The following is a 26110-nucleotide window of genomic DNA, read 5'->3' as shown; positions in this document are numbered from 1 at the left end:
AACTACTTGATTTAAAAATAATTGACAGTCATTTAGATTTAATGTTAACTATATTTATAAACTAGTTAACATTAGGGGTGACAATTGTGACTTTTAGTAAGAGTACGACTGACAAACCATCATATACATATGAAGAGTTATCGGAGAAAAATAAAGCCTATGTATGGCATCCATTTACACAAATGAAGGATTATTTAGAAGAAGATCCTGTCATTATTGAACGGGGAGAGGGAAGAAAGCTATATGATGTAAATGGAAATGAATATTGGGACGGTGTTTCGTCTATTTGGTTAAATGTTCATGGACATCAAGTGCCAGAACTAGATGAGGCAATTCGTGAGCAATTAAATAAAATTTCCCATTCTACTATGTTAGGGCTTGCTAACGTTCCATCTATTTTATTAGCCGAAAAAATAATTGAAGTTGTACCAGAAGGTTTGAAGAAAGTGTTTTATTCAGACTCCGGTTCTAGCGCTGTTGAAATTGCAATTAAGATGGCCTTTCAATATTGGCAGCATAAAGGAAAACCGAAGAAACAAAGATTTGTTACATTAAAAGAAGCGTATCATGGTGACACAATTGGAGCTGTTTCAGTGGGAGCAATAGACTTGTTTCACCAAGTGTATAGTTCGCTTTTATTTGAAGCAATTAAAATGCCTTATCCATATACATATCGTTCTCCTTATGGAAATAATAAGGAGGAAATTGTAAAAAAACATTTAGAAGAAATGGAAGAGCTGCTGAAAGATAAACATGAAGAGATTGCGGCGATTATTGTAGAACCTTTAATGCAAGGTGCTGGCGGTATGATTACAATGCCAAAAGGATACTTAAAAGGGCTACGTAATTTATGTACAAAATATAATGTTCTATTTATTACAGACGAGGTAGCGACTGGATTTGGGCGTACTGGAAAAATGTTTGCATGTGAACATGAAAATGTAACACCGGATATTTTGACAGCCGGAAAAGGTTTAACAGGCGGATATTTACCAGTTGCAATTACTGTAACGACAGATGAAATTTATAATGCCTTTTTAGGAGGCTATGAAGAACAAAAAACATTTTTCCACGGACATAGTTATACAGGGAATCCGTTAGGGTGTGCGGTAGCAATTGCAAATCTAGAACTATACGAGAAAACAAATTTAATAGAAGAGGTGGCACGTAAAACAGAATATGTGGCGACGCAATTAGAAGACCTCTTTGCATATAAACATGTAGGGGACATTCGTCAATGCGGGTTAATGGTTGGAATTGAACTTGTGAAGAATAAGGAAACGAAAGAAGTGTTTGAATGGACAGAGAGAGTCGGTGTTCAAGTATGTAAACGCTCAAGAGAACTAGGTATGATTTTGCGCCCGCTCGGTAATACGATTGTATTTATGCCCCCTCTTGCTTCTACAATTGATGAGATTGATGATATGTTACGTATTTTGTATAAAGCAATCTCGGATGTTACGGAGGGAGAATAATGAGTGGCTTTTTTATAACAGCAACGGATACTGAAGTGGGGAAAACTGTAGTCGCCGGTGCATTAGCAGGTGTATTTAGAGAACTGGGATATAACATCGGGGTATATAAACCGTTGCAAAGTGGACATGTTGCATCAAATCCAGAAGGAGATGCAGCAAGGCTAAAGGCATTATCAGGTGTACCGACAAAAGAAGATGAAATTTGCCCTTACTCTATTGAAGAGCCGCTTGCCCCGAGACTTGCCATGAAAAGAGCCGGAAGGACAGTAGCGTTAAAAGACATTATTCATCACTATAATGAACGATTGAAAGATTTTAATAGTCTACTTGTAGAAGGAGCAGGTGGATTAGCTGTTCCATATACAGAGGACGCTTTAGTAATTGATTTCGCAAAAGAATTACAACTTCCACTTATTGTAGTAGCACGCCCTACATTAGGAACAGTAAATCATACAGTTTTAACGATCGCTTACGCAAAGGCATATGGTTTAACAGTAGCAGGTGTCATTTTATCTGGCTGCAAAGAATGCGAAATGGAAAGAGTGCAAGAAAATAAAGAAATGATTGAAGAGCTAAGTGGGGTACCGGTTTTAGGTTTATTACCATTCTTTGCAGGTGAGTTTACAAGAGAAGAAGTCTTGGAATCTGCTAAAGAATATATAATGATTTCAAAATTAGAGGAGCTTATCCGAAATGAATCAAACGTGGCGCACACATCTTCAATCTAAATTGCAACAATTACATGAGCGAGAGCAGTATCGTAATTTGCATGTAACAGAACAAGCAGAAGAGACATGGCTTATTCGAGATGAGAAAAGGATGCTAAATTTAGCGTCAAATAATTATTTAGGGTTAGCTGGAGATGAAAGGTTAAAAGAAGCTGCTATCGCATGTACAAGAAAATATGGAACTGGGGCGACAGCATCAAGGCTCGTGGTAGGAAACTATTCACTGTATGAAGAGGTTGAGAGAAGTATATGCGATTGGAAAGGCACTGAAAAAGCCTTAGTTGTGAATAGTGGATATACCGCAAATATTGGAGTGATCTCTTCATTAGTGAGTCGTCACGATATTGTGTTTAGTGACAAATTAAATCACGCAAGCATTGTTGATGGAATTATATTAAGTGGGGCAGAGCATAAAAGGTATGGTCATAATGATTTGGATCATTTAGAGAAGTTATTGAAAACAGCGTCACCTGAAAAGCGGAAATTAATCGTAACAGATACTGTTTTTAGTATGGATGGTGATACTGCGTATCTAAGGGAGTTAGTAGAGCTGAAAGAGAAATACGGGGCAATTATTTTAGTGGATGAAGCACATGCGAGTGGAATATATGGAATTGGCGGAGCTGGATTATCTCATATAGAAGAAAATCTTGCTCGAAAAATAGATATACATATGGGGACGTTTAGTAAGGCTTTAGGGTGTTATGGTGCGTATTTGACAGGCGATGCAATTTATATAGAGTATTTACACAATATGATGAGAAGTTTTATTTTTACTACTGCATTACCGCCTGGAACGTTAGGAGCAGTGCAAAAAGCAATTGAAATTGTGAAAGAAGATAATGAAAGAAGAGAGAGACTTATAGAGAATGGAGCATATTTCAGAAACCATTTACGAGAAGCTGGTTTTGATATTGGAAATAGCTCAACTCATATTGTACCGATTGTAGTCGGTTCAAATGAAACAGCTTTACGGTTTAGTAAAAGATTGCAACAGGTAGGGATTGCTGCAATTGCAATTCGTCCGCCAACTGTACCGATTAATAGTTCTCGAATTCGCTTTGCAGTTACATCGCAACATACAATAGCTGATTTAAAATGGGCTATTGACCGAATTACTCACATTGCGAAAGAAGAGGAGCTTTTCGTATGAAAGAGCTGAAGATTATTTTTATTCCTGGATGGGGAATGGAAGAAAATATTTGGGATTTAGTACTTCCCCATTTTAAAGGATATCCTGTTCAATGCATTGATTGGCGTAACGTGAAAGAACAAAGTGAGTTTGCGAACAGGATTATAGATGTAGCACAGGATGAAAATGTAATTTTAGTTGGATGGTCACTAGGAGCATTAGCGGCAATTCAAGCTTATAAAAAAATTAAGGCAAAGGGTATCGTGCTAATTGGTGGTACTGCTAAATTTACAAATACAAGTGACTATAGTAGTGGATGGAATACTTTGCATGTAGAACGGCTGAAAAGAAATTTGGAGAGAAGGAAAGAAGATACGCTCAAGCGGTTCTATGAAAATATGTTTACGAAAGATGAGTTGAAAGAGAATAAAAGGTTTGAAGACATCGTAAAACATTTTAAAGGTGATTCTATGCAGTCTTTACAATTCGGTTTGGATTATTTAATAGAAACAGATATGAGAGCAGCATTGAAAGAAATTAACGTCCCTATACTACTTATTCACGGAGAGCGGGATGTAATATGCCCATTGTCTGCAGCATGTAGTATGGCTGAGAATGAAACTGCCACACTCAAGGTAGTAAGTGAGGCTGGACATGCATTATGCGTAACGAATTTCGAATATTGCGCAAATGAAATCATTCAATTTGTAGAGGGGATACGACATGATCAACAAAACGTTACTACAAAAACGATTTAACGTGGCAGCTGTATCCTACGATCAATATGCAAATGTACAAAAAAAGATGGCGCATTCATTACTTTCTGCATTGAATCGGCGATATAGTGCAAATTCATCGATACGTATTTTAGAACTTGGATGCGGGACAGGATATGTTACAGAGCAATTATCAAACTTATTTCCGAAAGCACAAATTACAGCTATTGATTTTGCCGAAAGTATGATTGCAGTTGCGAGAACTAGACAAAATGTAAACAATGTAACATTTTATTGTGAGGATATCGAAAGATTACGACTAGAAGAAACGTATGATGTCATTATTTCAAATGCCACATTTCAATGGCTAAATGATTTAAAACAAGTGATAAGAAATTTATTTCGTCATTTATCTATAGAGGGGATATTACTCTTTTCAACATTTGGACAGGAAACATTTCAAGAATTGCATGCTTCGTTCCAGCGGGCGAAAGAAGAAAAAAATATACAAAATGAAACATCGATTGGGCAACGTTTTTATTCGAAAAATCAGTTGCGCCATATATGTGAGATAGAAACAGGGGATGTACATGTTTCTGAAACGTGTTACATAGAGAGATTTACAGAAGTTAGGGAGTTTCTACATTCTATTCGTAAAGTAGGAGCGACCAATAGTAATGAAGAATCATATTGTCAAAGTCCCTCACTCTTTCGTGCGATGCTTCGCATATACGAAAGAGACTTCACGGGAAATGAAGGGATAATGGCAACGTATCATGCTTTATTTGTGCATATAACAAAAGAGGGGAAGAGATGAAATGAAACAAGTACAAACAAAAAGGGATTGGAAAAAACTTGCATACGACGTAGTAGAAGAGAAAGTGATTACGAAAGAAGATGCAATAGCGATATTAGAGGCTGACGATACAGAGATTTTAGAAATTATGAATGCTGCGTATATCATTCGCCACCATCACTTTGGTAAGAAAGTAAAATTAAATATGATTATTAATACGAAGTCTGGATTATGCCCTGAAGATTGCGGATATTGTTCACAGTCTATTATTTCAGAGGCGCCGATTGATAAATATGCTTGGCTAACGCAGGAAAAGATTGTAGAAGGGGCACATGAAGCAATTCGTCGTAAAGCGGGTACATATTGTATTGTAGCATCTGGTCGTCGTCCGACTGATAAAGAGGTAAATCACGTAATTGGAGCAGTTAAAGAGATTCGTGAAACGACAGATTTAAAGATTTGTTGTTGTTTAGGTTTCTTAAACGAAGATCAAGCAGGACGTTTAGCGGAAGCGGGTGTACACCGTTATAACCACAACTTAAATACACATGCGAATAATTACGAAAGCATTTGCTCTACTCATACGTATGACGATCGTGTTGATACAGTTCAAAAAGCGAAACAAGCCGGTATTTCACCATGTTCTGGGGCGATCTTTGGAATGGGAGAGACAATAGAAGAGCGAGCTGAAATTGCATTCGAATTACAACGTATAGATGCAGATTCAATTCCATGTAATTTCCTTGTTGCTGTAAAGGGTACGCCGCTTGAAGGACAAAAAGAGTTAACACCAGTAGAATGTTTAAAAGTGCTGGCGATGATGCGCTTTGTAAACCCAACGAAAGAAATTCGTATTTCAGGAGGGCGTGAAATCAATTTACGTTCTGTACAGCCAATCGGTTTATTTGCAGCAAACTCTATTTTTGTTGGAGACTACTTAACGACAGCTGGACAAGAACCGACTGCAGACTGGGGTATGATTGAAGATTTAGGATTTGAGATTGAAGAATGTGCACTTTAAGATAGAAAAAAGCAAACTTGTAAAAGAGTTTGCTTTTTTTGTAAATAAAATGTAATAAATAGTTGTGAATGCTTGATACTAGTGGTTTTTGAGCGAAAAAAAGAATTTTGGTGGACGAATTTTCCAAGCCCCAATTGTACATAGTAAATATGTAATTTATATTGGGTTGGAGGATTTTACATGCACAAATATATATTAGCGATTATGACTTGTCTCATTTTACTAAAAGCAATAAGTGCTGATCCAGTTAAGGCCGCCGAAAATCCTGAACAAAAAGAGATGCAACAACGAATTGAACAACATTTTCGAACGAAAGCTGAACATTTTGGATTGAAAACAGAAGGGAAAGATTTAAAGGAAGTACGAAAAGAAATTACTATTATAGAAGAAGCGAAGAAAAGAGAGAATGTATGGAAAACAGCACAGACGCTTCGTATACAAACAGAAGGAAAGACAATGGATGAATTAATAAAAGATGTACGGAGAAAAGTGAAGAAATAAAAAAAGAGGCCTCAGCCTCTTTTTTTATGCCCATTGTTTTGATAAGTGAGCCATTTCAATCGCAGCAACGGCAGATTCATAGCCTTTATTACCAGCTTTCGTGCCCGCGCGTTCAATTGCTTGCTCAATCGTTTCAGTCGTTAATACACCGAAAATAACGGGGATGTCTGTTTGTAGTGATAAAGATGCAACACCTTTTGCTACTTCATTACAAACGTAATCGTAATGTGTTGTAGCACCGCGAATGACAGTGCCTAACGTAATAACAGCATCATATTTCCCGCTATTCGCCATCTTTTTAGCGATTAAAGGAATTTCAAATGCGCCAGGAACCCAAGCAACATCGATATCAGTTTCTTCTACACCGTGACGCTTTAATCCGTCTAAAGCGCCGCCAAGTAACTTACTTGTAATAAATTCATTAAAGCGTCCAACAACAACCCCAACTTTTAATCCTGTACCAACTAAATGACCTTCGAATACCATAATAAATCTCTCCTTTAATTATAAGTTTAGTAAATGTCCTAATTTGTTTACTTTCGTTTGTAAATACGTTTTATTCTCTTCTTTTGCTGGCATTTGTAACGGTACACGCTCGATTACTTCTAAATCGTAACCTTGTAAGCCAGCAATTTTTCTTGGGTTATTCGTTAATAATCGTAAATGTTGTAAACCTAAATCTTTTAATATTTGAGCGCCAATACCGTAATCCCGCAAATCAGCAGGGAAGCCAAGCTTTTCATTTGCTTCTACAGTATCGAATCCTTCTTCTTGTAACTTATAAGCGCGAAGCTTATTCAGAAGCCCAATGCCTCGTCCTTCTTGTCTCATATAAAGAAGAACGCCCTTTCCTTCACGCTCAATTTGAGCAAGTGCAGCATGGAGTTGTGGTCCGCAATCACATCGGCACGAGCCAAATACATCTCCTGTTAAGCACTCTGAATGAACGCGTACAAGTACAGGATCTCCTGTTGAAATATCACCTTTTACGAGTGCAATATGCTCTTTCGAATCTAAGGAATTAGAATAGCCAATTGCATGGAAAGTACCGAAATCTGTAGGTAATGTAATTTCCACTTCTCGCTTCACTAATGTTTCATGGTGGCGGCGATAAGCAATTAAATCTTCTATTGTAATCATTTTTATATCAAATTGTTTTGCGCACTGTAGTAAATCAGGTACCCGTGCCATCGTACCGTCCTCATTAATAATTTCACAAATGACGCCAGCTGGTTCTGCTCCGCAGAGCTGTGCTAAATCGACAGCAGCTTCTGTATGACCAGCCCGGCGCAAGACACCACCTTCTTTCGCAATTAATGGAAAGATATGTCCGGGACGATTGAAATCAGCACCTTTTGATGCAGGATTTAACATTTCTCGTATCGTAGTTGCACGTTCGTGGGCACTAATCCCAGTTGTTGTAGAAACATGATCAATGCTCACTGTAAATGCAGTATGATGCGAATCTGTATTATGAGCTACCATTGGTTCTAATTGTAGACGTTCTGCGTACCCTTCTGTAATTGGTACACAAACGAGACCACGTCCATGTGTAATCATAAAGTTAATTGTTTCTGGCGTAATATACTCTGCTAAAGCGATAAAATCACCTTCATTTTCACGGTTTTCATCATCACATACGATCACGACTTTTCCTTGTTTTAAATCTTCTAGAGCTTCTTCAATACGATGAAACATAATGCTTCCCCCTTATAGAAATCCGTTTTCTTGTAAAAAGCTTTCGGTCATTGAACCTGTTCGTTTTACTGGTTTAGAAATAAAGCGTTCGATATATTTACCAATCATGTCACACTCAATGTTTACGATGTCACCGGCATTCTTTTCTCCGATAACAGATTCACTTACTGTGTGCGGGATGAGTGAAATTGTAATGGAAGATTCGTCTATATCAAATATTGTTAAACTCGTTCCATCAACAGCAACGGACCCTTTATGCAAACAATAGCGTAGCAATTCATCAGAAATAGCTATTTTGTAATAGACGGCATTATAGTGTTGTTTTTTGTTTAATATCGTTCCGATGCCATCGATATGTCCTGAAACGAAATGTCCACCGAATCGTCCGTTTGCAGCCATTGCACGTTCTAAATTTACTTTGCATTGCGGTTTAAGCATGCGAAGTGATGTTGATTGCATCGTTTCAGGCATTGCGTCTACTGTGAATGAAGTTGTTGTGAAACTCGTTACAGTCAAGCAAATACCGTTAACCGCGATGCTATCACCTAAGTGAACATCTGATAAAATTTTATTGGCATGAATCGTTAACTTCATCGCTTCGCCGCTTTGTTGCATGTTTGCAATCGTTCCTAATTCTTCTACAATTCCTGTAAACATTCCATCACCTCACTTCGGGCATGCGCAACAATTTTTATATCATCGCCAATTTGTTTCATCTCTTGAATTTCCAAGGAAAGTGCATCTTGTAATGTTGAAAAACCATTGCCGCCAAATAAAGTAGGGGCATTTTTTCCACCAATTAATTTTGGACTTATATAAGTTACAATTTCATTGAAATACTTTGTTTGTAAGAAACTTGCATGAACGGTTTGACCACCTTCGACGAAAAGAGAAAGAATTTGTTTTTCGCCGAGTAGGTGTAAAACATCCTGTATTTCAATCTGTTTCGTTTTCATTTGGAATATAGCTATATTTTCAGATTCATAAGAAGCTATTTTCTCTGGATTTACATCCTTACCAACTATAATCCATGTCGGTGCTAAACTATCTGTTATGACATGAGAAGATGGTGGCGTTCGTAAATGGGTATCTAAAATAACGCGTATAGGATTTTGCCCCCCGTTAGGAATTCTTGTTGTTAAATGCGGATTATCAGCTATAACTGTATTCACTCCAACAAGAATTGCATCGTGTGTATGACGATATTGATGAACATCAGCTCGTGCATCTTCACTTGTAATCCACTTACTTTCACCGGTTACGGTTGCTGTTTTTCCGTCTAAGCTCATCGCTGTTTTTATTGTTACAAATGGACGTTTCGTTTTCATGTAGTGAAAAAAGTAGCGATTTAATAAAACTGCTTCTGCTTCCAGAACACCGGTAGTTACTTCGATGCCAGCTTCCTCTAATCTTTTTTTTCCATTACCAGAAACGAGAGGATTGCAATCAAGAGTAGCAATTACAACCCGTTTGACTTCTTTTTTGATGAGCAATTCACAGCAAGGTGGTGTTTTTCCAAAATGGCTACACGGTTCAAGTGTTACATACACGGTGGCTCCTTTTGCTTTGTCACCAGCCATATGAAGAGCATGAACTTCTGCGTGTTCTTCACCAGCACGTAAATGAGCTCCCATACCGACGATGTTTCCGTCTTTTACAACAACAGCACCAACCATAGGATTTGGACTTGTTTGCCCAGATGTTCCTTCTGCTAATTGCAGAGCAATCCTCATATATTCTTGATCTGTCATTTTCTTCACCTCTCCTAAAAAAATCAAAAAACCCCAAGGATTTTAATATCCTTGGGGTTTGGGAGACGTGATTTCTAGAAATATAGTTCGAATACGAAAGTATAGGAAAGAAACCTAACGATGATTGATATTTTGGCATAAGGAAGAAACCTAGCACAAATATCAAATTTTTCAAACGCTAGTCGTATCTTTTTATTTCAGCATAGAAAGGTAAGTATACAAAATAAAACATATATATAGATTTGAATTGAATCTATAAAAATATGCATACTGAAATAAAAGTGTATTCGCTATATAAAATTACTAGAAAACATATCCTTCTCCCATCCAGACTATACTGTCGGCCCTAGAGTTTCACTAGATCCACCGTTTTCGAGTTGAAAACGGGTCACGGACTTAGAAGTTTGCACTTCATCACCGCCGGTTGGGAATTTCACCCGACCCCGAAGGATGCTGTTTGCTCAAATTATAGCACAAAAAAAATAAAAGGCTAGTAAAAAGTATTCGAATGTGAAGAATTGTGTGAAAATATATGTAGGCTGAGATGGAGACAAAAGTATTAGAAATGTTGTAAGGAGAAGGGATATAACGGAGTTGCTAAAAAGAAAAAACATGCACAAAAAAATGTGCATGTCACATGTGAAATTATTCTGCCTCTGGTGCTCTAACAACAGATTCGAATTTACCTTTATGCGAAGCATCGCAATAAGGCATATTTTTTGATAAACCACAACGGCATAAAGAAAATGCCGGTTTTGCTGGGAATACATTCCCTTGTGAATCAACTAATTCCACGTCCCCTGTAACGCGAAAAGAGCCATTATCATTTACTTTAATTTGTACTTTAGCCAACGCTATCCCTCCTTCCCAAACGCTTAATTTCATCATATAATCAAGAGAAGTACTTGACAATATGAAAAGAGCACTTTCTTTGGAAGAGAAGAGAGTGTTATAATGTTTTTTATAACTGACTAGAGTAAGGTGACGAAAGATGGATAAACAATTACGTACATTACGAAATATTGCAAATGAGCGCACGTGGGCTTCATTTTTGAATGATAATCATCCATATAGTTTGTTACACTGGTCCATTGCTGGTGTAGGACAAGAGTCAAAGGATGTTTGGTTACTGCAAGATGAGGTAACATTTCAAACGACAGAATTTCCAACGCTAGATGATGCAATAAAGTGGATTTCTGAAAATATGGAACAAGTTACAGACGTTTTAGCGCAATAAAAAAACAGGCTTATGCAAGCCTGTTTTTTGTTTCTTTTACATATGAGTTTAAAAATTGATCAACGGCTGCTTCATACTCTTCTTTATTTTCGTTATAAGAGCAAGCGTGTGCGCCGTGTTCTGCAATATAAAGTTGTTTATTGTTTTCCTTCGCTTCATAGAGCGCTTTCGTCATATCAGCTAAAATATAATCATCATCTTTACTATGAATAAAGAGGACGGGATTGTTAATGTTTTTTATACAATCGATTGGTGAAACTTCACGAATCGTATAACCGTCACGCACTTTTAAGAAAGCATTTGCTAAAGGTAATAAAGGCCATTTCGGTAAATGGAATTCAACCTTTAAACGATGTTGTAATTGTCCGTAGAAATCAGAAAAAGGACAATCTGCAATATAGAAATCAGCACCATCTTCTACAAGTCCTGCGTACTGAAGAAGTGTTGCAGCTCCCATCGATTCACCATGAATACCGAGTGTTATATTTGTTCCAAAACGACTTTTTAGCCAGTCAACTACAGATTTTAAATCATGCTTTTCATAGTATCCATAGCTTGTTGTTTTTCCGCCAGTTTTACCATGACGACGATGATCATAAATAACGACATTATATCCTCTGTTTAAAAATAACCTTGCATATTTTACAGAGTTCATTTTATTTACAGTTACGCCGTGACAGAAAATCATAAACTTATTGGAATGGCCAGCAGGAATGTAATATCCGTGAAGATCATATCCGAATTGCGAAGGAATATGAATTTCTTCTTTATGAAGAGCATCAAAATCCTCTATACGAAAATGTTTTTTCGTTTCTCTTTCGAGTATTTCTTCCTCTGTTTTTTTCTTTAAGTACATCACCTTATTTGTAAAGAAAATCCCAAGGGCAGTTATCGCACCTAGTATAGTAAACAATGCTGCAAAAAAACGTTTCATACTTTACCTCATCCTCCAAATACCGTTACATGTGATACACTTATATTGTATCACAAGGATAGAAAAGGGGAGAAATAGGAAATGGTGCATATACAAAAAATTACACCAGCGATGAAAGAAACAATCCGAATGTTCATGTGTGAGAACTGGGGGAGTTCATTGATGGTTTCACGTGGTAAGGGACATCAGTTAGAAGAGTTGCCAGGATTTGTTGCGCTCTCAGAAGACAGAATAATCGGAATTGTAACGTATGAATTGATCGGAAATATGTGCGAAATTGTATCGTTAGATAGCTTTGAAGAAAGAAAAGGAATAGGGACAAAACTTGTGGATTGTGTATTACGAGTTGCAGAAGAAGAACGGTGCAGGCAGGTTTGGCTTATAACAACAAATGATAATATGAATGCGTTACGTTTTTACCAAAAACGTAATTTTTTGATGACGAATTTATATGTAAATGCGGTGGAAGAGGCACGAAAAATAAAGAAAGAAATTCCGCGCATCGGGTATGATAATATCCCGATTTTACATGAAATTCAATTAGAATATAGTTTAGTGTAATGATGTAACAATTTTCAGAAATATAAATCATTAACCTTGACGAATATTGTAATTTAGGTTACCGTAAAATTGTAATCTATTACCATATTAAGGGGTGACGATGTGGCAACTATACGTGATGTTGCAAAATTGGCAGGTGTTTCAGTCGCAACCGTTTCACGAGTTATAAATGAAAAAGGATACGTTCATGAGGACACAGTAAAACAAGTAAAGGAAGCAATTGAGGAATTACGTTATAGGCCAAATAGTGCAGCAAAGCCACTATTTAAAGAGAATTCAACGATAATTGCATTACTTGTAGATAATCTATATGACCCATCAAACATCACTTTGCTACATTGTATTGAGGAAATAGCGTATAAAGAAGGATATCAAATTATTGTTTGTAATATAGAGAATAAAGATAGATACATACATATGTTGAAGGAAAATAACGTTGCAGGTGTTATTTTGACAAGATCCGTTTTTAAAAGTATAGGAGAAATCCCACTTCCGTTTGTTGTGATTGATGAAAAAAAATCTCATGCAAATTATTATGAAAGTGGCCAAAGAGCGGTCTCTTTATTAAAAGAAAAAGGTTGTCACTTTCTTGCTTATTTCGGTGAGGGCGAAGATAGTGAAGAAATGGAAGAGTACATATCAGGATTTTTAGACGCTGTTTGGGAGGAAGGAATCTCTTATCGAGAAGAATGTGTACAAGGGTATACGAATAAACAGTTTGTTACATTATTGCAAACTTATCCGTATATAGATGGAATTGTAACTTCAAGTGATAAGATTACCTTTGAGTTAATTCGAGCAGCAAAAAAATTAAATATCCGTATACCGGATAAATTGAAAATTATTGGACTGAACGGGAGTATAGACAGTGAGTGGGCAGGTCCGTCATTTATGCAAATGGAAAGTTGTATCGAAGAAAATGGGAAAATAGCATTGCAACAATTAAAGGGAAAAATAAAAAAGTAAAAGGTGCGTATAAAACGCACCTTTTATAATGTAATTGCGGCAATAAAGCCGAATATAAGTAACGGTATATTGTAATGTAAAAAAGTTGGTACACACGTATCCCATATATGATGGTGTTGACCATCAGCATTTAAACCGGATGTTGGTCCAAGTGTACTATCTGATGCTGGAGATCCTGCGTCTCCTAGCGCTCCGGCTGTACCAATAATTGCAATGGTGGCCATTGGACTAAATCCAAGCTGAATACAAAGAGGTACAAAAATGGTTGTTAAAATAGGGATGGTTGAAAAAGATGATCCAATCCCCATCGTAACGAGCAGTCCAATTACAAGCATAAGAAATGCAGCGAGTGGTTTGTTATTCCCAATTATATGTGCACTCGTTTGTACAAGAGATTCAACATGTCCTGTTTTTCGAAGAACAGCTCCGAACCCAGCGGCAGAAATCATAACAAATCCGATAAAGGACATCATACGCATTCCGCTTGTTAAAATTGCATCAGCTTCTTTAAGAGGTAGACTACCACTAACTGATAAAACGATAATCCCCGCTAGAGCGCCGAAAATCATTGATTCTGTTGCTAATTGAACAGTTAATGTAGCTAAGATAGATACTAGCCCGAAAGTAATGCTTCGTTTTGTATAGGGAACGATTTCATTTTCAGTAGTATGAATTTGTTCTGTTTCATACGTACGAGGTTTTCGGTACGTAATAAATACTGCCACACATAATCCGATAATCATACCGATTGCTGGAATGGTCATTGCTTTTGGAATAAGTGCGACATCAAATGTAAGACCGCTTTGCGCAGCATTTGTTTGTAATACATCATGATAAATTTTTCCGAATCCTGCTGGAATCCACATATAAGGAGTAATCAATCCGAATGTAATAATACATGTAACAAGTCTGCGATCCACTTTCAGCTCATTTAATACTTTTAAAAGTGCTGGAATTAAGATGGGGATGAAAGCGATGTGAACAGGAATCACATTTTGTGAGAAACAAGCCATCGTTAAAATGATAAATAGAATAAGTATTTTAGAGTAAACTTGTTTTTTCGTGTCTTGTTCATTGCCAATCCACTTTAATGCCGTTTGAATCATAGCATCTGGAAGTCCGGTTTTGGAAAGAGAAATAGCGAAACCACCAAGCATTGCATAACTTAAAGCGATTGGAGCACTGTTTCCAAGACCAGTTGTAAAAGTGTTAATCGTTTCTGAAATATCGAGTCCACCGATAAGTCCGCCTGTTAAAGCTCCAACAATGATGGCGACAATGACCTGGACACGTAACAAACTAAGCAATAGCATAACTGCTACTGCAATGAGTACAGCATTCATAATAAATGTAATCTCCCCAAAATTTTATTGTGTTAAGGCAAGGAAATATGAATCACCTTGCTAGATTTATACATAGTTGCGACATATTATTATAAATTGTTTCTTATGAAATGTAAAAGAGCCTTTTGTTACTAATGGTGAAAAGCTAGCTCTTGTTTAATGGATTGTAAAGAACGAGCGAATAATTCTGGCTCTTCTAAATCGGGAGAATGTGCTGAATTTGGGAACCAAATCATCTTTTTTATCGGTGCTTCTATTACATCACAATATTCCTGAACGAGTGCATAAGGAGTTTGATAATCATAGCGACCAGAACAAAAATAAACTGGAATAGATAAACTCGTAATAGAAGAAAAGAAATCGATTGTCAACATTTCTTCCCATAAAACGCCAGATTTTAAATTTCCTGCGAGAAACTTGAACCAATCTAATAGTGTATATTCGGGAGAAAAGAAGCCTTTTCGTATGAACGAAAAGGAAGATCCGTTTTGGATTGCACCTCCGAATGTGCCAAGCCATTTTCTTTGAATAATAAGGCGTCTCGTATCTAAAAATGGCGGTTTTCCTAATTTTAAAAGGGACGCTAATGCTTTTTTATGATTATATTTTTTTGCAGAACGAATTAAATGCTGATATAGTAATTCCTCGTTTTGTTTCATATGTACAATTTGCCCAATACCGATATAAGCCTCGATATATTGTGGATAATAGTGTGCTATGTTAAGCCCGATAATACTTCCCCAAGAATGACCAGCGAGAAATAGTTTCTGTTTATTGAACTTTTTAAGTACATATTGAATCACTTCTTTTGCATCGGAAATGAATTGTTCGATTGTAAAATTTGCTCCGAAATCTTTCATTGAAAAGGATTTACCTGCCCCGCGCTGATCCCAATTAATTACGATGAAGTGTTTCTCCAATTCTTTTTGAAAATGACGAATAAATCCGATTTGTGCCATGCCTGGTCCACCGTGACAGCATAATAAAATAGGCTGCTCTACGTTTTGCCCGCGCATAAGGAGAGTTTGTTTTCGGTTGTTAATCATAACGCTTTCCATCGTAGCGATACTATTAGGAATGAGTTTTTTATTTTCATTATAGAACTGCGGGGTATTGCTACGAAAAAGCATATTGAAAACCTCCTTTTCTAAAATCGTATGAATCGCACAGGCTATTCGTTTTGCATATACTGTTAGAAAATCATTGTAACATACCATACTAGTGTCATTTCAATATGGGAGGAGGGAAATTGTGACGATTGGAGAAATTATCGATTGTTTAAATAGGCGTGAATCCATCGCTATTATAGCAAAACGTCTTGAAATAAGCCCGTATACATTATCGAAGAAATTAAGATTGATTGGATACGAATATGATGGAGAACAGAAAAAGCGTATTTTTGTAGGAGATGGAGAAGAACCGCGTCACTTACAACTCCAAGAAGCGACAGCCCTTCAATATGCGAAAACGGATTATCAACTATTAATTTATGAACAATTACAAAGTATTTATGAGTTATTAAGAAAGAAAGAAGAAGTAATTGCGCCCATGCTGAATATAAGTACAGAAAAAAAGAAACGTACCTTTTCTATTAATAAAGAAATATTAGCAAAACTAGACGTTATATCAGAATCGAAAGGAATTCAAAAATCTAAACTTGTAGAAGAGGCGTTACAACAATTTTTACAACAATATGATTTTAACAACACATCACATATTGATAAATAAAGAAAAGGATACTATGTTCATTGTAAGAACGAGTATCCTTTTTAGGTTTCACATATATGACGGATAAAAGGTTTATGTGTATCTTTTACGATGAAAAATTAAGATTGTTTATTATGAGTGTACTTAATTTGTTTTTTGAATTCTACCATCGATAATTGGCTGAATAGGTTCTTTTAATTGTTTTACGTAATCGACTAGCGCTTCAAAGTCGTTTGGACCAGTCTCTGGATTTTTACCATTTTTAAATGATACAAATCCATCACCGCCAGAAGCTAAAAAGGCATTTGCCACTACGCTATACGTTTTAGATGGAGATAATTCTTCACCGTTTGTTAAACGTATATTTGTAACTTTTTCACCGTTTGGTTTATTTGCATCCCACGTATATTGAATACCTGAAATTTGAAGCATTCTCGTCGTTCCTTTTTGCCATTGTTGATTTAAAATGTCGCGAATATCTTGACCTGTTAAATCTACTTTAATTAATTGGTTTCCAAAAGGCTGAATGCCGTATAATTCGCCCCATGTAATATCGCCAGCATCTAAGTCATTACGAATGCCGCCCGGATTCATAAGTGCGATTTGAGTTTGCATCGTTTGGCGCTGGGCATCGGCAACTAAATTTCCAAGAGTGGACTCACCAGCATCATTTTGTTTACGGTCGATAGGTGCTGTAGATTTTCCGACAACTTCATTTACAAGCGGTGCAATTTTTTCTTTATATTGATCTAGTTTTTTCTTTACTTGTTTATCAGGTTCTACACCTTCATGGTATGTTGTAACAACTTCAGCTTTTTTCTTTACAATATCTTTTGTTTTACGATCAATTGTTACATCTACATCTGAGAAAGCCATTCCGTAAGAGTTCGCTTGGACGATTAGTTTATTATTTACAGTACCATTTACATACGTGTGACTATGCCCACCAAAAATAACATCAACTTCCGGATCTGTTTCATTTGCAATTCGAGTAAGGTCTCCATTTGTCACACCAGACTCATCTGTTGTTCCACCGACATGAGCAAGGACGACAATGGATTTAACGCCAAGACGCTTTAATTGCTGCGTTGATTTATTAATTGCTTCTACTTCGTCAGTGATTTCTACATTTTTAAGCATAGTAGGCATCACGACATTTGGTGTATCAGTTGTAACTACGCCAATGAATCCTACAGGCACACCATTTACCATTTTTACAGTAAATGGCGGTAAAAATAAGCGGCCAGTGGATTTATTATAGAAGTTTGCAGCGACATAAGGGAAATTTGCACCTTTGAAATTCCCTGTTTTTTCGTGATAGCCACCGTAAATGAGACGTTTCATTTCATCAATACCTTCATCAAATTCGTGGTTACCGATTGTACCAACATCAAATTTTAAGTCATTTAAAAATTCAATCGTTGGTTCGTCTTGTAACAATGCTGAAACTGGTGGACTAGCTCCGACAATATCGCCAGCGTGTACGAGAAGTGTATTCGGGTTTTGCTTTTTACGTTCTTTTAAATAAGTAGCTAAGTAATCAGCGCCACCAGCTTCTTTGTTATTAATTTTTTTAACAGTATCTAGTTGTCCATGGAAATCATTAATACCAAGCATTTGTACGTCTATGTAGCGGTTTTGTTCAGCTGGAGTCTGGGATGGGGGAGCAGCAAATACGGTTGAAAAAGTAATGGTGCTTAAAACGGCAACAGCAGGAATGATTTTTTTCCACATAATCTAATTCTCCTTTTTTTATAATCTGACATCATACGACATAATTTTAATAGATTCATAGGATTATATCTATACAAAAAAATAGTTTTTTCGAAAAATTAACATATTTACAAAAAGTGAATAATAGAGTAAAGGACCTTTTTTATTGTCGAGTTCATTGTGTATCTACTATAATGGAGAAAAAGTAAAAGGTGAGTAGTATGAAGAAAAAGAAACAAAGACAAATGCAAAGACAATCGCAAATGAATCAACCAAAGAAAGAATCTCTTACATTAGGTGATCAATTAAACGATTCACTTATGCAGCAATTAAAAAATAAGAAGAAAGAGTTGCAAGTGAGAGAAGAGAAAAAAGAGGCAGCAGAACTGGAAAGAAAGCGTCAAGAACAAAAAGAACGTGAAAAGAATAAATCATTTGAAGAACTGTTAAGTGAAAGTAACCTTACTTGGAAAGACTTTAAATAATAACGAAAATGATCAGTGAAATAACGCTGATCATTTTTTTGACGAGCTTGTAAGAAAAGGGGAGTTAGAATGAGAAAAATTGTAGTTGTTCCGCATGAAAATCATTGGGGGGGAAAATTTCAAATAGAGGCTGAAAGATTAAAAGCAGCGATGCCAGAAACGGTGAAAATGCATCATATTGGAAGTACGTCAGTGCCGGGACTGGCAGCGAAACCAATTATAGATATGATTATGGAAGTGGAGAGTATCGACAGAGTAGATCATTGGAATGAATGTTTTGAAAAGCTTGGTTACATCGCAAAAGGGGAGAATGGTATTTCAAGACGCCGCTATTTTATTCATGGAACGGAGGAAAAACGTTCGTATCACTTACATGTGTTTGAAAAAGGAGATCCTGAGATAGTAAGGCATTTAGCATTTCGTGATTATATGATGGCTCATTGTGAAGAAGCTGAGGCATATGCAACTTTAAAGAAAGAATTAGCTGAAAAGTATACATATGATGGTGCGTTATATTCGGAAGGGAAAACTGAGTTTGTACGTAATATTGATGAAAAAGCGAAGAAATGGATAGAAAATAACGTGAATGAATGAATTCGTATTATTGATGAATGTGTATAAATTTATTATGTAAACTGTACGTATGTTTTGACTTTTTGGTTGAATCTTGTTCAAATAAAGTGGTGGCTTATAAAAAATGTAATGATGAAAGGGAGACGACTGTGCACATTCCAACAACTACACTTCATAATGGCGTAAAAATGCCGATGATTGGTTTAGGCGTTTATAAAGCGAAAGAAGGCGACGAAGTAAAACGAGCAGTAAAAACAGCGTTAGAAGTTGGATACCGTTCGATTGATACAGCAACTGTATATGAAAATGAAAGCGGTGTCGGAGAAGCGGTTCGTGAATCAGGGATTCCAAGAGAAGACATTTTTATTACAACAAAAGTTTGGAATGACGATCAAGGATACGAGGAAACACTTGAGGCGTTTGAGAAAAGCTTAAAAAAATTACAAATGGACTATGTAGATTTATATTTAATACATTGGCCAATAAGAGGGAAGTATGTTGATACGTACCGAGCGTTAGAAAAACTGTATGAAGAAGGTAAAGTGCGCGCGATTGGCGTTTCTAATTTCCATAAACATCATTTAGAACTGCTATTACCAAATTGCAAAGTAAAGCCGATGGTAAACCAAGTGGAACTTCATCCGATGTTAACACAATTTGAATTGCGTAATTTCTGTCAAGGTGAGCAAATTCAAATGGAAGCATGGAGCCCATTAATGAGAGGCGGCGAAGTATTTCAGCACCCGATTATTCAAGCTATTGCTACTAAATATGAAAAAACACCTGCGCAAGTTATATTAAGATGGGATATTCAAAGCGGGGTAGTGACGATTCCGAAATCTGTTACACCATCTCGCATTCAGGAGAACTTTTCTATCTTTGATTTTTCACTAACGGAAGAAGAGATGACTCAAATTAATACGTTAAATCGTAATTTACATGTAGGAACGAATCCTGATAAATATGATACGTTATAAAAAGACGCTACCAGTATGGTAGCGTCTTTTTAACGATGTAAAGCGTACGTATCACATTTCGCAATTTGCTGAAGCTGTATATATTCTGCTGTTGTTAACTTTGTTTGTTTACTAGCCTGTACATTTTCTTGTAATTGCCCAATAGAGCTTGCACCAGGTATAACAGCTGCAACAGTTTCGTTATGTAAGCAATATTGAATAGCTGTTCCTGTTAAAGAGCTTTCCCCGATTAATTCTTTTACACTCGCGAGTGTCTCATATAATTCATCGTAAGAATAAGAAAGGTAATCCTTTTCTTTTACTCTATCTATCTTTCTTGCATTGTTGTCAGTTAGAATTCCTTTTGCAAGTGGTCCGCGAGCAATGACGCTAATTTGATGTTCATTTAGAAGTGGGAACCATTCTTCAGGGCGACGATTCAAAAGGCTATATTCCATTAGTACACTAACGATATTTGAACGTTTTGCATATTCACGGATGACATTTGGACGTATTGAAGAAATACCATATTGGCGAATGATACCTTCTTTTTTTAATTCTTCAAAGGCTTCAATTGTTTCATCTATAGAATCTTCAATCGTCCCGCCATGAAGTTGATATAAATCAATATAATCAGTTTGAAGTCTACGTAAACTTTCTTTCACTTCAGCCTTTATGTAATTTTTAGAAGGATCCCAAGACCAGCCGTTTTTTTCTTCTGTCCATCGATTTCCAACTTTCGTTGTAAGAATAATTTGGTCTCGTTTTCCTTTTAAGGCTTTTCCAACAAATTCTTCGTTTAATCCATAATCATATAAATCCGCTGTATCAAAAAAATTGATTCCTAAATCGATTGCTTCATCGATAATACGCAAGGCTTCTTTTTCAGATGTACCGAGAGACATACAGCCAAGTCCCATTTCTGTCACAAATAAATCTGAGTTTCCTAATTGACGTTTTTTCATAAGTCAACCTCCTTCTCCTTATTCTTATTCTTATTGTACGCAAGGGAAAAGAGGTTGACAAACGTTTACTTTTTAGTTGCTGTAATCCACTCTTGTACAGTTGTATACTCTTTGCCATATTGTTTTAGCTTATGGCGAATTTGCCATGCTTTTCCGACTAAAGTGACGCGATTTGGTAAAATATAAACTTTCATTTCTATCACGCTCCTTTCAATGTGGTAAAATGTATGAGGAAAGAATAGGAAATAGAACAGGGAGATGAAGTAGTATGAGTAATCTTGCAGAGAGAACAGTAAAAACTGAGCCGATTTTTGATGGTAGAGTTATAAAAGTTCGTGTTGATGATGTAGTATTACCAAATGGAGCAATGAGTAAACGTGAAATTGTAAATCACCCTGGTGCAGTTGCTATTATTGCTATTACTGATGAAGGGAAAATTGTGCTTGTTGAGCAGTATCGTAAAGCGCTTGAAAAGGCGATTATAGAAATTCCAGCCGGCAAGTTAGAACCTGGTGAAAAACCTGAGGTGACAGCAGTACGTGAATTAGAAGAGGAAACAGGTTATGTATGTGAAAATATGGAGCTTATTACTTCTTTCTATACATCTCCAGGATTTGCAGATGAAATTTTATATGTATATAAAGCGACAGGTTTGACGAAAAAAGAAAATAAAGCTGCGTTAGATGAAGATGAGTTTGTGGAATTGATGGAAGTATCATTAGAAGAAGCGAATACTCTTATGAAAGATCTTCGTATTCATGATGCGAAGACGATGTTTGCGGTACAATATTTACAACTACAAAAATAAACACTCGCCATAGGCGAGTGTTTTTTAATTGATTTTTGCATATACGCGTGCATCACGTAAGCTACCATCTGGTGCTATGAAATCATTTTCCATTGTACCTTCTAGAATAAATTCTAAACGTTCTGCTAATTTACATGCATTTGTATTTGTTGCATCAATACGAATTTCAATTCTTCTAGCACTTAGCTTATCAAAGGCAAATTGAATGGCACCTTTCACAGCTTCGGTCATATAGCCTTGTTTTGTATAAGCGCTATGTAGCCAGAAGTGAAGTGAAAACTTTGGAATATCCCAGTTTTCAGGCTTAAGCGTTATAGCTCCGATGAACGTACCAGATACTTTATCGTATAAGTGAAAATCAAGTGTTTCACGAAGTAAAAACTGTCCGTGAGCGTTACGAACGATTTCTTCAGCACTTTCTTCTGTTTCAGCGTTAATTGGCATCCACGGTACTAAGTCTTCTAGAGAAGCTTGGATTGCTTCATACACTTCTGCACCATCACCTGGAAATGGCTTACGAACTTGTAAGCGTTCAGTTTGAAATAATGTTGGAAAATCTAATAATAATGGTTTCAAGAGAAATCCCTCCTATTCTCTACTTTTTAGTTTAGCAAAGTAGAGCGGAATTTCAATGTTAATTCGTCATACTTTTTTCTTTCTTTCATACATTTTTAGTAAGAGTGTGAACGGAGGGAAGAAAAATGTGGAGAAAAACTTGGCAAGACCGTGTAATGTCTCACATACAGGAAAACTCTTCATTATATATATTTAACGCTGTTTTGTTATTGATGGGAGTAATATTTGGAGCGATTCTTGTAAATAGTTTACAATTAAATCAAAAACAAGATTTATCATTTTATTTGCAACGTTTTTTTGGACAAGTTTCTAAAGGAGAATTTGCTATTGCAGGCGAAATGTTTCGAGAAAGTTACTTTTCACAATTAAAATACATTGGATTTATTTGGATTTTAGGGATTTCAATTATTGGATTGCCACTTATTTTTATTTTATTATTTGCAAAAGGAGTAGTTGTCGGATTTACAGTAGGTTTTTTAGTAAGTCAGCATGGATGGAATGGATTATTATTAGCATTCGTTTCTGTATTGCCACAAAACCTCATTATTATCCCAGTATTTCTCGTTATGACAACAATTGCCGCAAGTTTTTCCTTACGCATGATTAGACATCAATTTATCCGGAAAATAACTGAGCCGCTATTACCATTATTGATCCGTTATACATGCTTCTTTCTTGTAATTGGAGCGGTGTTAGCTCTTGCTTCTAGTGTAGAGGCTTATGCATCACCAGTTTTAATGAAAGAAGTCGTTGAGGCTATTAATAAACAATAAATACTTTATGAGAATAATTATCAATTTGTTTTTATTGTTTTTCTTTTGACAGAAGCCCTTCTTCTGATATAATGGTGTAAGAGTGGCGAGGAGGGAGTAGTACCGAATGGAAGAAAGAATTGAACGAATTAAGAAGCAATTACATGCAGCGAGCTACAAATTAACACCGCAACGTGAAGCAACAGTTCGTGTGCTGCTAGAAAATGAAGAAGATCATTTAAGCGCAGAAGATGTTTACCTCCTTGTAAAAGAAAAGTCGCCAGAGATCGGATTAGCAACCGTCTATCGAACTTTAGAACTATTATCTGAGTTAAAAGTTGTCGATAAGATTAACTTCGGAGACGGTGTTTCACGCTATGACTTACGCCAAGAAGGTGCGCAGCGTTTCCACCATCATTTGATTTGTACACAATGTGGTGCTGTACAAGAAATACAAGAAGATTTACTTGGTGAAGTGGAAAGGAAAGTAGAACATGACTGGAGCTTTAAGGTGAAGGATCATCGTTTAACATTCCATGGGATTTGTAAAAATTGTCAAGAAAATGAAACGGATGAAAAATAACCTTTTCCTATTTAACTAGGAAGAGGTTTTTTATTTGAATAAGGTATAAATTGGTGAAAGCTTGGCATATGTTGTAATAACTTATATTTTGGAGGAATTTACAATGCGCCGAGCTTTAAAATTAACTTTTGATGGGATAAAAGTATTTTTATTATTTACAAGTTGTACGATTTTGTTTTATTTCGCTATACTATGGATAAATGAAGAATATGAAAGCTATCATCGTTATGAAAAGCCAAAAGAAGAGACTGTAGAAAAAGTATCAGGGAATGAAGAGCCGGCAAAGGATGCTTTCGTAAATAGAATGATGTTTTTCTATGAAAATGGGGAGTAGTGTAGATTGGAAGATCAATTAAAAGATTTTATTCATTATATGGTTGTTGAAAAAGGACTAGCGAAAAATACAGTAGTATCTTATGAACGTGATTTAAAAAGTTATGTAAAGTATTTGCAAAAGGTAGAACAAGCGAAAAGCTTTCACGAAGTGACACGCTTGCACATTGTTAACTTTCTGCAGCACTTAAAAGAAAACGGAAAATCTTCGAAAACATTAGCACGTCATATTGCATCGATTCGTTCGTTTCACCAATTTTTACTTCGTGAACGAGCAGTAGAGCACGATCCATCCGTACATATTGAAACGCCGCAAGGAGAACGGAAATTACCGAAAGTATTGTCAGTTGATGAAGTAGAGGCGTTACTGCAGACCCCAAAAATGACGAGCGCTTTTGGGGTTCGTGATAAAGCGATGCTAGAGTTATTGTATGCAACAGGACTTCGTGTTTCAGAATTAATTGCATTAAATTTAGAAGATGTACATTTAACGATGGGATTTGTTCGATGCATAGGGAAAGGGAATAAAGAAAGAATTATTCCACTAGGAAGTTTAGCGACGGAAGCAATTCAAAAGTATATTGAAAAGGGAAGAAGAGAATTGATGGGGAAAAAAGTAGTAGATGCACTCTTTTTAAACCATCATGGCAATCGATTATCAAGACAAGGATTTTGGAAAATTTTAAAACGATTAGCGAAAGAAGCAAATATTGAAAAAGAGCTTACACCTCATACATTGCGTCATTCTTTTGCTACGCATTTATTAGAAAATGGAGCAGACTTACGTGCTGTGCAAGAAATGCTTGGACATGCAGATATTTCAACGACACAAATTTATACGCATGTTTCAAAAACTAGATTAAAAGATGTATATAAACAGTTTCATCCGAGAGCATAGGTACTATGCTCTTTTTTCATAGATTCAAAAGGCTATAGCACTTCACAGAAACTTCACAAACATTTCGTACATTGTTTTCAGCAGAAGACTAGAATATTACAATGTATTTCCTCTATACTAAATAAAGTATGAAGGAGGAAATGATGATGAAAAAACTTATTATGACTTTATTTATCGCGATGCTAGCATTGGCTGGCTGTAATACAAACAAAGAAGAACCGAAAAAAGAACAGAAACTAGAAGCTGTAAAAGTAGCAGTTCAAACAAATCCGAAAGAAATTAAACCTGGTGAAAAAACAGAAGTACAAGCACTTGTTACACAAGGAAAAGAAAAGGTAACAGATGCTGATGATGTAAAGTTTGAAATTTGGAAAGCTGGCGACGAAAAGCACGAGATGCTAGAAGGTAAGCATAAAGGAAAAGGTGTTTATGCTGTAGAGAAAACGTTCGAGACGGATGGCGTATACCATATTATCGCTCACACAAATGCGCGTGAAATGCATGTTATGCCAGAAGTAAAAGTGGCTGTAGGAAATGCGAAAGTAGAAGATGCGAAAAAAGAAAATAGTGATCATGGTGCAGGACATGGTGATCATAAAAGCGATACAATGATTCACCTTATGGCTGGTGACATAAAAGCAAATGCTGAATCAACAATGAAAGTTCATTTAAAACAAAAAGAAGAAGCTTTAACTGGTGCTGAAGTACAACTTGAGATTTGGAAAGATGGTGTGGAAAAACACGAATTCATTCCAGCAAAAGAAGGAAATAAAGGGGAGTATGAAACGAAACATACTTTCAAAGAAAAGGGTTCTTACAAAGTGAAAGTTCATGTTAAAAAAGGCGAATTGCATGAACATAAAGAAGAAACAGTAGAAGTAAAATAAAAAGGTAGCTCTTTA

The 26110-nt window shown here is 36.3% G+C and carries 32 protein-coding genes and 1 riboswitch; of the genes, 20 read left to right on the top strand and 12 right to left on the bottom strand.

The window, feature by feature from the left end:
- Positions 1 to 86: 86 nt before the first annotated feature.
- The 7 genes from bioA to ACTFNE_RS02065 all read left to right on the top strand — a co-directional run bounded on the left by bioA (position 87) and on the right by ACTFNE_RS02065 (position 6369).
- Positions 87 to 1475 carry an adenosylmethionine--8-amino-7-oxononanoate transaminase gene (gene bioA / locus ACTFNE_RS02095; RefSeq protein WP_270705469.1) on the top strand — a complete coding sequence of 463 codons (1389 nt, stop codon included), beginning with the start codon at positions 87 to 89 and terminating at the stop codon, positions 1473 to 1475.
- A complete protein-coding gene (gene bioD / locus ACTFNE_RS02090) occupies positions 1475 to 2203 on the top strand; it encodes an ATP-dependent dethiobiotin synthetase BioD (protein WP_270705468.1) in 729 nt (242 codons plus the stop codon). Before bioA ends, bioD begins: the two co-directional genes overlap by 1 nt.
- Complete coding sequence (gene bioF, locus ACTFNE_RS02085) at positions 2169 to 3356, top strand: 8-amino-7-oxononanoate synthase (RefSeq protein WP_270705467.1); 1188 nt, start codon at positions 2169 to 2171, stop codon at positions 3354 to 3356. The genes bioD and bioF overlap by 35 nt, the downstream gene beginning before the upstream one ends.
- Entirely contained in the window at positions 3353 to 4093 is a 741-nt protein-coding gene (locus tag ACTFNE_RS02080; protein ID WP_046197866.1) for an alpha/beta fold hydrolase, read from the top strand. Before bioF ends, ACTFNE_RS02080 begins: the two co-directional genes overlap by 4 nt.
- Entirely contained in the window at positions 4059 to 4868 is an 810-nt protein-coding gene (gene bioC, locus ACTFNE_RS02075) for a malonyl-ACP O-methyltransferase BioC (RefSeq protein ID WP_046197867.1), read from the top strand. Before ACTFNE_RS02080 ends, bioC begins: the two co-directional genes overlap by 35 nt.
- Position 4869: 1 nt before the next feature.
- Positions 4870 to 5868: a biotin synthase gene (gene bioB, locus ACTFNE_RS02070; RefSeq protein ID WP_000815866.1), complete on the top strand. Its 999-nt coding sequence runs from the start codon at positions 4870 to 4872 to the stop codon at positions 5866 to 5868.
- Positions 5869 to 6048: 180 nt separating this feature from the next.
- The gene (locus ACTFNE_RS02065) at positions 6049 to 6369 is read left to right on the top strand and encodes a hypothetical protein (RefSeq protein ID WP_000549777.1); all 321 of its coding nucleotides are present in this window, start codon (positions 6049 to 6051) and stop codon (positions 6367 to 6369) included.
- 24 nt (positions 6370 to 6393) lie between these two features.
- Here the strand turns inward: ACTFNE_RS02065 and ribH are convergent, their stop codons facing one another.
- From ribH to ACTFNE_RS02040, 5 genes are all read right to left on the bottom strand, one after another.
- Positions 6394 to 6855, bottom strand: a complete 462-nt coding sequence (ribH, locus tag ACTFNE_RS02060; RefSeq protein ID WP_000230900.1) for a 6,7-dimethyl-8-ribityllumazine synthase — start codon at positions 6853 to 6855, stop codon at positions 6394 to 6396.
- Between the two features lie 18 nt (positions 6856 to 6873).
- Positions 6874 to 8067 (bottom strand): bifunctional 3,4-dihydroxy-2-butanone 4-phosphate synthase/GTP cyclohydrolase II, encoded by a 1194-nt coding sequence (gene ribBA / locus ACTFNE_RS02055; protein ID WP_000468996.1) that lies wholly within the window; start codon positions 8065 to 8067, stop codon positions 6874 to 6876.
- A 12-nt stretch (positions 8068 to 8079) separates the two neighbouring features.
- Positions 8080 to 8724 carry a riboflavin synthase subunit alpha gene (gene ribE, locus ACTFNE_RS02050; protein ID WP_000493918.1) on the bottom strand — a complete coding sequence of 215 codons (645 nt, stop codon included), beginning with the start codon at positions 8722 to 8724 and terminating at the stop codon, positions 8080 to 8082.
- Positions 8706 to 9818, bottom strand: a complete 1113-nt coding sequence (ribD, locus tag ACTFNE_RS02045; protein ID WP_046197869.1) for a bifunctional diaminohydroxyphosphoribosylaminopyrimidine deaminase/5-amino-6-(5-phosphoribosylamino)uracil reductase RibD — start codon at positions 9816 to 9818, stop codon at positions 8706 to 8708. The genes ribE and ribD overlap by 19 nt, the downstream gene beginning before the upstream one ends.
- A 311-nt stretch (positions 9819 to 10129) precedes the next feature.
- Positions 10130 to 10273, bottom strand: a riboswitch (FMN riboswitch).
- Positions 10274 to 10463: 190 nt separating this feature from the next.
- Complete coding sequence (locus ACTFNE_RS02040) at positions 10464 to 10670, bottom strand: CDGSH iron-sulfur domain-containing protein (protein WP_001151582.1); 207 nt, start codon at positions 10668 to 10670, stop codon at positions 10464 to 10466.
- A 139-nt stretch (positions 10671 to 10809) separates the two neighbouring features.
- Between ACTFNE_RS02040 and ACTFNE_RS02035 the strand changes: the two genes are divergently transcribed.
- Complete coding sequence (locus ACTFNE_RS02035; protein WP_000360809.1) at positions 10810 to 11055, top strand: YqkC family protein; 246 nt, start codon at positions 10810 to 10812, stop codon at positions 11053 to 11055.
- Positions 11056 to 11065: 10 nt separating this feature from the next.
- On the opposite strand, the gene ACTFNE_RS02030 is transcribed toward ACTFNE_RS02035, so the two are convergent.
- Positions 11066 to 11989 carry an alpha/beta hydrolase gene (locus ACTFNE_RS02030; RefSeq protein WP_046197870.1) on the bottom strand — a complete coding sequence of 308 codons (924 nt, stop codon included), beginning with the start codon at positions 11987 to 11989 and terminating at the stop codon, positions 11066 to 11068.
- An 81-nt stretch (positions 11990 to 12070) separates the two neighbouring features.
- On the opposite strand from ACTFNE_RS02030, the gene ACTFNE_RS02025 reads away from it, so the two are divergent.
- Together ACTFNE_RS02025 and ACTFNE_RS02020 are read left to right on the top strand one after the other, a co-directional pair.
- On the top strand, positions 12071 to 12550 hold the full coding sequence (locus tag ACTFNE_RS02025) for a GNAT family N-acetyltransferase (protein WP_046197871.1): 480 nt from the start codon (positions 12071 to 12073) through the stop codon (positions 12548 to 12550).
- Positions 12551 to 12652: 102 nt separating this feature from the next.
- Entirely contained in the window at positions 12653 to 13516 is an 864-nt protein-coding gene (locus ACTFNE_RS02020; RefSeq protein WP_000201356.1) for a LacI family DNA-binding transcriptional regulator, read from the top strand.
- A gap of 23 nt (positions 13517 to 13539) precedes the next feature.
- Here the strand turns inward: ACTFNE_RS02020 and ACTFNE_RS02015 are convergent, their stop codons facing one another.
- Positions 13540 to 14859: a Na+/H+ antiporter family protein gene (locus ACTFNE_RS02015; RefSeq protein ID WP_074543082.1), complete on the bottom strand. Its 1320-nt coding sequence runs from the start codon at positions 14857 to 14859 to the stop codon at positions 13540 to 13542.
- 131 nt (positions 14860 to 14990) lie between these two features.
- The gene (locus ACTFNE_RS02010) at positions 14991 to 15989 is read right to left on the bottom strand and encodes an alpha/beta fold hydrolase (RefSeq protein WP_000898953.1); all 999 of its coding nucleotides are present in this window, start codon (positions 15987 to 15989) and stop codon (positions 14991 to 14993) included.
- A gap of 121 nt (positions 15990 to 16110) precedes the next feature.
- Here ACTFNE_RS02010 and ACTFNE_RS02005 point away from each other — a divergent pair, with 121 nt between their 5' ends.
- Positions 16111 to 16587, top strand: coding sequence for a ribbon-helix-helix domain-containing protein (locus ACTFNE_RS02005; RefSeq protein WP_000151909.1), 477 nt, complete (start codon positions 16111 to 16113; stop codon positions 16585 to 16587).
- Between the two features lie 123 nt (positions 16588 to 16710).
- Here ACTFNE_RS02005 and ACTFNE_RS02000 read toward each other — a convergent pair whose 3' ends face one another.
- Positions 16711 to 18300 (bottom strand): bifunctional metallophosphatase/5'-nucleotidase, encoded by a 1590-nt coding sequence (locus tag ACTFNE_RS02000; protein ID WP_000265584.1) that lies wholly within the window; start codon positions 18298 to 18300, stop codon positions 16711 to 16713.
- A gap of 200 nt (positions 18301 to 18500) precedes the next feature.
- On the opposite strand from ACTFNE_RS02000, the gene ACTFNE_RS01995 reads away from it, so the two are divergent.
- The 3 genes from ACTFNE_RS01995 to ACTFNE_RS01985 all read left to right on the top strand — a co-directional run bounded on the left by ACTFNE_RS01995 (position 18501) and on the right by ACTFNE_RS01985 (position 20314).
- The gene (locus ACTFNE_RS01995) at positions 18501 to 18764 is read left to right on the top strand and encodes a YqkE family protein (protein ID WP_000727551.1); all 264 of its coding nucleotides are present in this window, start codon (positions 18501 to 18503) and stop codon (positions 18762 to 18764) included.
- Between the two features lie 69 nt (positions 18765 to 18833).
- Positions 18834 to 19358, top strand: a complete 525-nt coding sequence (locus ACTFNE_RS01990; protein WP_001227174.1) for a GrpB family protein — start codon at positions 18834 to 18836, stop codon at positions 19356 to 19358.
- A 128-nt stretch (positions 19359 to 19486) separates the two neighbouring features.
- Positions 19487 to 20314, top strand: a complete 828-nt coding sequence (locus ACTFNE_RS01985; RefSeq protein ID WP_000548013.1) for an aldo/keto reductase — start codon at positions 19487 to 19489, stop codon at positions 20312 to 20314.
- A gap of 29 nt (positions 20315 to 20343) precedes the next feature.
- Here the strand turns inward: ACTFNE_RS01985 and lolS are convergent, their stop codons facing one another.
- Entirely contained in the window at positions 20344 to 21258 is a 915-nt protein-coding gene (lolS, locus tag ACTFNE_RS01980) for an aldo/keto reductase (protein ID WP_270705466.1), read from the bottom strand.
- Positions 21259 to 21323: 65 nt separating this feature from the next.
- On the bottom strand, positions 21324 to 21452 hold the full coding sequence (mciZ, locus tag ACTFNE_RS01975) for a Z-ring formation inhibitor MciZ (RefSeq protein WP_000870299.1): 129 nt from the start codon (positions 21450 to 21452) through the stop codon (positions 21324 to 21326).
- Between the two features lie 74 nt (positions 21453 to 21526).
- On the opposite strand from mciZ, the gene ACTFNE_RS01970 reads away from it, so the two are divergent.
- On the top strand, positions 21527 to 22066 hold the full coding sequence (locus ACTFNE_RS01970; RefSeq protein WP_000067036.1) for an NUDIX hydrolase: 540 nt from the start codon (positions 21527 to 21529) through the stop codon (positions 22064 to 22066).
- 24 nt (positions 22067 to 22090) lie between these two features.
- On the opposite strand, the gene ACTFNE_RS01965 is transcribed toward ACTFNE_RS01970, so the two are convergent.
- Entirely contained in the window at positions 22091 to 22642 is a 552-nt protein-coding gene (locus ACTFNE_RS01965; protein WP_000803490.1) for a GNAT family N-acetyltransferase, read from the bottom strand.
- Positions 22643 to 22797: 155 nt separating this feature from the next.
- On the opposite strand from ACTFNE_RS01965, the gene spoIIM reads away from it, so the two are divergent.
- The 5 genes from spoIIM to ACTFNE_RS01940 all read left to right on the top strand — a co-directional run bounded on the left by spoIIM (position 22798) and on the right by ACTFNE_RS01940 (position 26095).
- Entirely contained in the window at positions 22798 to 23415 is a 618-nt protein-coding gene (gene spoIIM, locus ACTFNE_RS01960) for a stage II sporulation protein M (RefSeq protein WP_223290733.1), read from the top strand.
- A gap of 106 nt (positions 23416 to 23521) precedes the next feature.
- Positions 23522 to 23977, top strand: coding sequence for a ferric iron uptake transcriptional regulator (gene fur, locus ACTFNE_RS01955; RefSeq protein WP_000392655.1), 456 nt, complete (start codon positions 23522 to 23524; stop codon positions 23975 to 23977).
- A 103-nt stretch (positions 23978 to 24080) separates the two neighbouring features.
- Positions 24081 to 24311 (top strand): YqzK family protein, encoded by a 231-nt coding sequence (locus tag ACTFNE_RS01950; protein ID WP_001250432.1) that lies wholly within the window; start codon positions 24081 to 24083, stop codon positions 24309 to 24311.
- Between the two features lie 6 nt (positions 24312 to 24317).
- Positions 24318 to 25208, top strand: a complete 891-nt coding sequence (xerD, locus tag ACTFNE_RS01945; RefSeq protein ID WP_000390079.1) for a site-specific tyrosine recombinase XerD — start codon at positions 24318 to 24320, stop codon at positions 25206 to 25208.
- 143 nt (positions 25209 to 25351) lie between these two features.
- On the top strand, positions 25352 to 26095 hold the full coding sequence (locus tag ACTFNE_RS01940; protein WP_001993299.1) for a FixH family protein: 744 nt from the start codon (positions 25352 to 25354) through the stop codon (positions 26093 to 26095).
- Positions 26096 to 26110 lie beyond the last annotated feature (15 nt).

The organism is Bacillus cereus group sp. MYBKT111-2 (assembly GCF_051915205.1).
GTDB lineage: Bacteria > Bacillota > Bacilli > Bacillales > Bacillaceae_G > Bacillus_A > Bacillus_A paranthracis.
This window is presented reverse-complemented; position numbering and strand designations above follow the sequence as displayed.

Excerpts from the sequence above, each read along its gene's own strand:
- ACTFNE_RS02065 (WP_000549777.1), top strand. The coding sequence starts at position 6,049 with ATGCACAAATATATATTAGCGATTATGACTTGTCTCATTTTACTAAAA.
- bioC (WP_046197867.1), top strand. The coding sequence starts at position 4,059 with ATGATCAACAAAACGTTACTACAAAAACGATTTAACGTGGCAGCTGTA.
- bioD (WP_270705468.1), top strand. The coding sequence starts at position 1,475 with ATGAGTGGCTTTTTTATAACAGCAACGGATACTGAAGTGGGGAAAACT.
- ribD (WP_046197869.1), bottom strand. The coding sequence starts at position 9,818 with ATGACAGATCAAGAATATATGAGGATTGCTCTGCAATTAGCAGAAGGA.
- ACTFNE_RS02030 (WP_046197870.1), bottom strand. The coding sequence starts at position 11,989 with ATGAAACGTTTTTTTGCAGCATTGTTTACTATACTAGGTGCGATAACT.
- ACTFNE_RS02010 (WP_000898953.1), bottom strand. The coding sequence starts at position 15,989 with ATGCTTTTTCGTAGCAATACCCCGCAGTTCTATAATGAAAATAAAAAA.
- ACTFNE_RS02000 (WP_000265584.1), bottom strand. The coding sequence starts at position 18,300 with ATGTGGAAAAAAATCATTCCTGCTGTTGCCGTTTTAAGCACCATTACT.
- ACTFNE_RS02035 (WP_000360809.1), top strand. The coding sequence starts at position 10,810 with ATGGATAAACAATTACGTACATTACGAAATATTGCAAATGAGCGCACG.
- ribBA (WP_000468996.1), bottom strand. The coding sequence starts at position 8,067 with ATGTTTCATCGTATTGAAGAAGCTCTAGAAGATTTAAAACAAGGAAAA.
- ribE (WP_000493918.1), bottom strand. The coding sequence starts at position 8,724 with ATGTTTACAGGAATTGTAGAAGAATTAGGAACGATTGCAAACATGCAA.
- ACTFNE_RS02015 (WP_074543082.1), bottom strand. The coding sequence starts at position 14,859 with ATGAATGCTGTACTCATTGCAGTAGCAGTTATGCTATTGCTTAGTTTG.
- ACTFNE_RS01950 (WP_001250432.1), top strand. The coding sequence starts at position 24,081 with ATGCGCCGAGCTTTAAAATTAACTTTTGATGGGATAAAAGTATTTTTA.
- bioB (WP_000815866.1), top strand. The coding sequence starts at position 4,870 with ATGAAACAAGTACAAACAAAAAGGGATTGGAAAAAACTTGCATACGAC.
- spoIIM (WP_223290733.1), top strand. The coding sequence starts at position 22,798 with ATGTCTCACATACAGGAAAACTCTTCATTATATATATTTAACGCTGTT.
- lolS (WP_270705466.1), bottom strand. The coding sequence starts at position 21,258 with ATGAAAAAACGTCAATTAGGAAACTCAGATTTATTTGTGACAGAAATG.
- bioF (WP_270705467.1), top strand. The coding sequence starts at position 2,169 with ATGAATCAAACGTGGCGCACACATCTTCAATCTAAATTGCAACAATTA.
- fur (WP_000392655.1), top strand. The coding sequence starts at position 23,522 with ATGGAAGAAAGAATTGAACGAATTAAGAAGCAATTACATGCAGCGAGC.
- ribH (WP_000230900.1), bottom strand. The coding sequence starts at position 6,855 with ATGGTATTCGAAGGTCATTTAGTTGGTACAGGATTAAAAGTTGGGGTT.
- ACTFNE_RS01990 (WP_001227174.1), top strand. The coding sequence starts at position 18,834 with ATGAGAAAAATTGTAGTTGTTCCGCATGAAAATCATTGGGGGGGAAAA.
- ACTFNE_RS01970 (WP_000067036.1), top strand. The coding sequence starts at position 21,527 with ATGAGTAATCTTGCAGAGAGAACAGTAAAAACTGAGCCGATTTTTGAT.
- ACTFNE_RS01940 (WP_001993299.1), top strand. The coding sequence starts at position 25,352 with ATGATGAAAAAACTTATTATGACTTTATTTATCGCGATGCTAGCATTG.
- mciZ (WP_000870299.1), bottom strand. The coding sequence starts at position 21,452 with ATGAAAGTTTATATTTTACCAAATCGCGTCACTTTAGTCGGAAAAGCA.
- ACTFNE_RS02080 (WP_046197866.1), top strand. The coding sequence starts at position 3,353 with ATGAAAGAGCTGAAGATTATTTTTATTCCTGGATGGGGAATGGAAGAA.
- ACTFNE_RS01995 (WP_000727551.1), top strand. The coding sequence starts at position 18,501 with ATGAAGAAAAAGAAACAAAGACAAATGCAAAGACAATCGCAAATGAAT.
- ACTFNE_RS02025 (WP_046197871.1), top strand. The coding sequence starts at position 12,071 with ATGGTGCATATACAAAAAATTACACCAGCGATGAAAGAAACAATCCGA.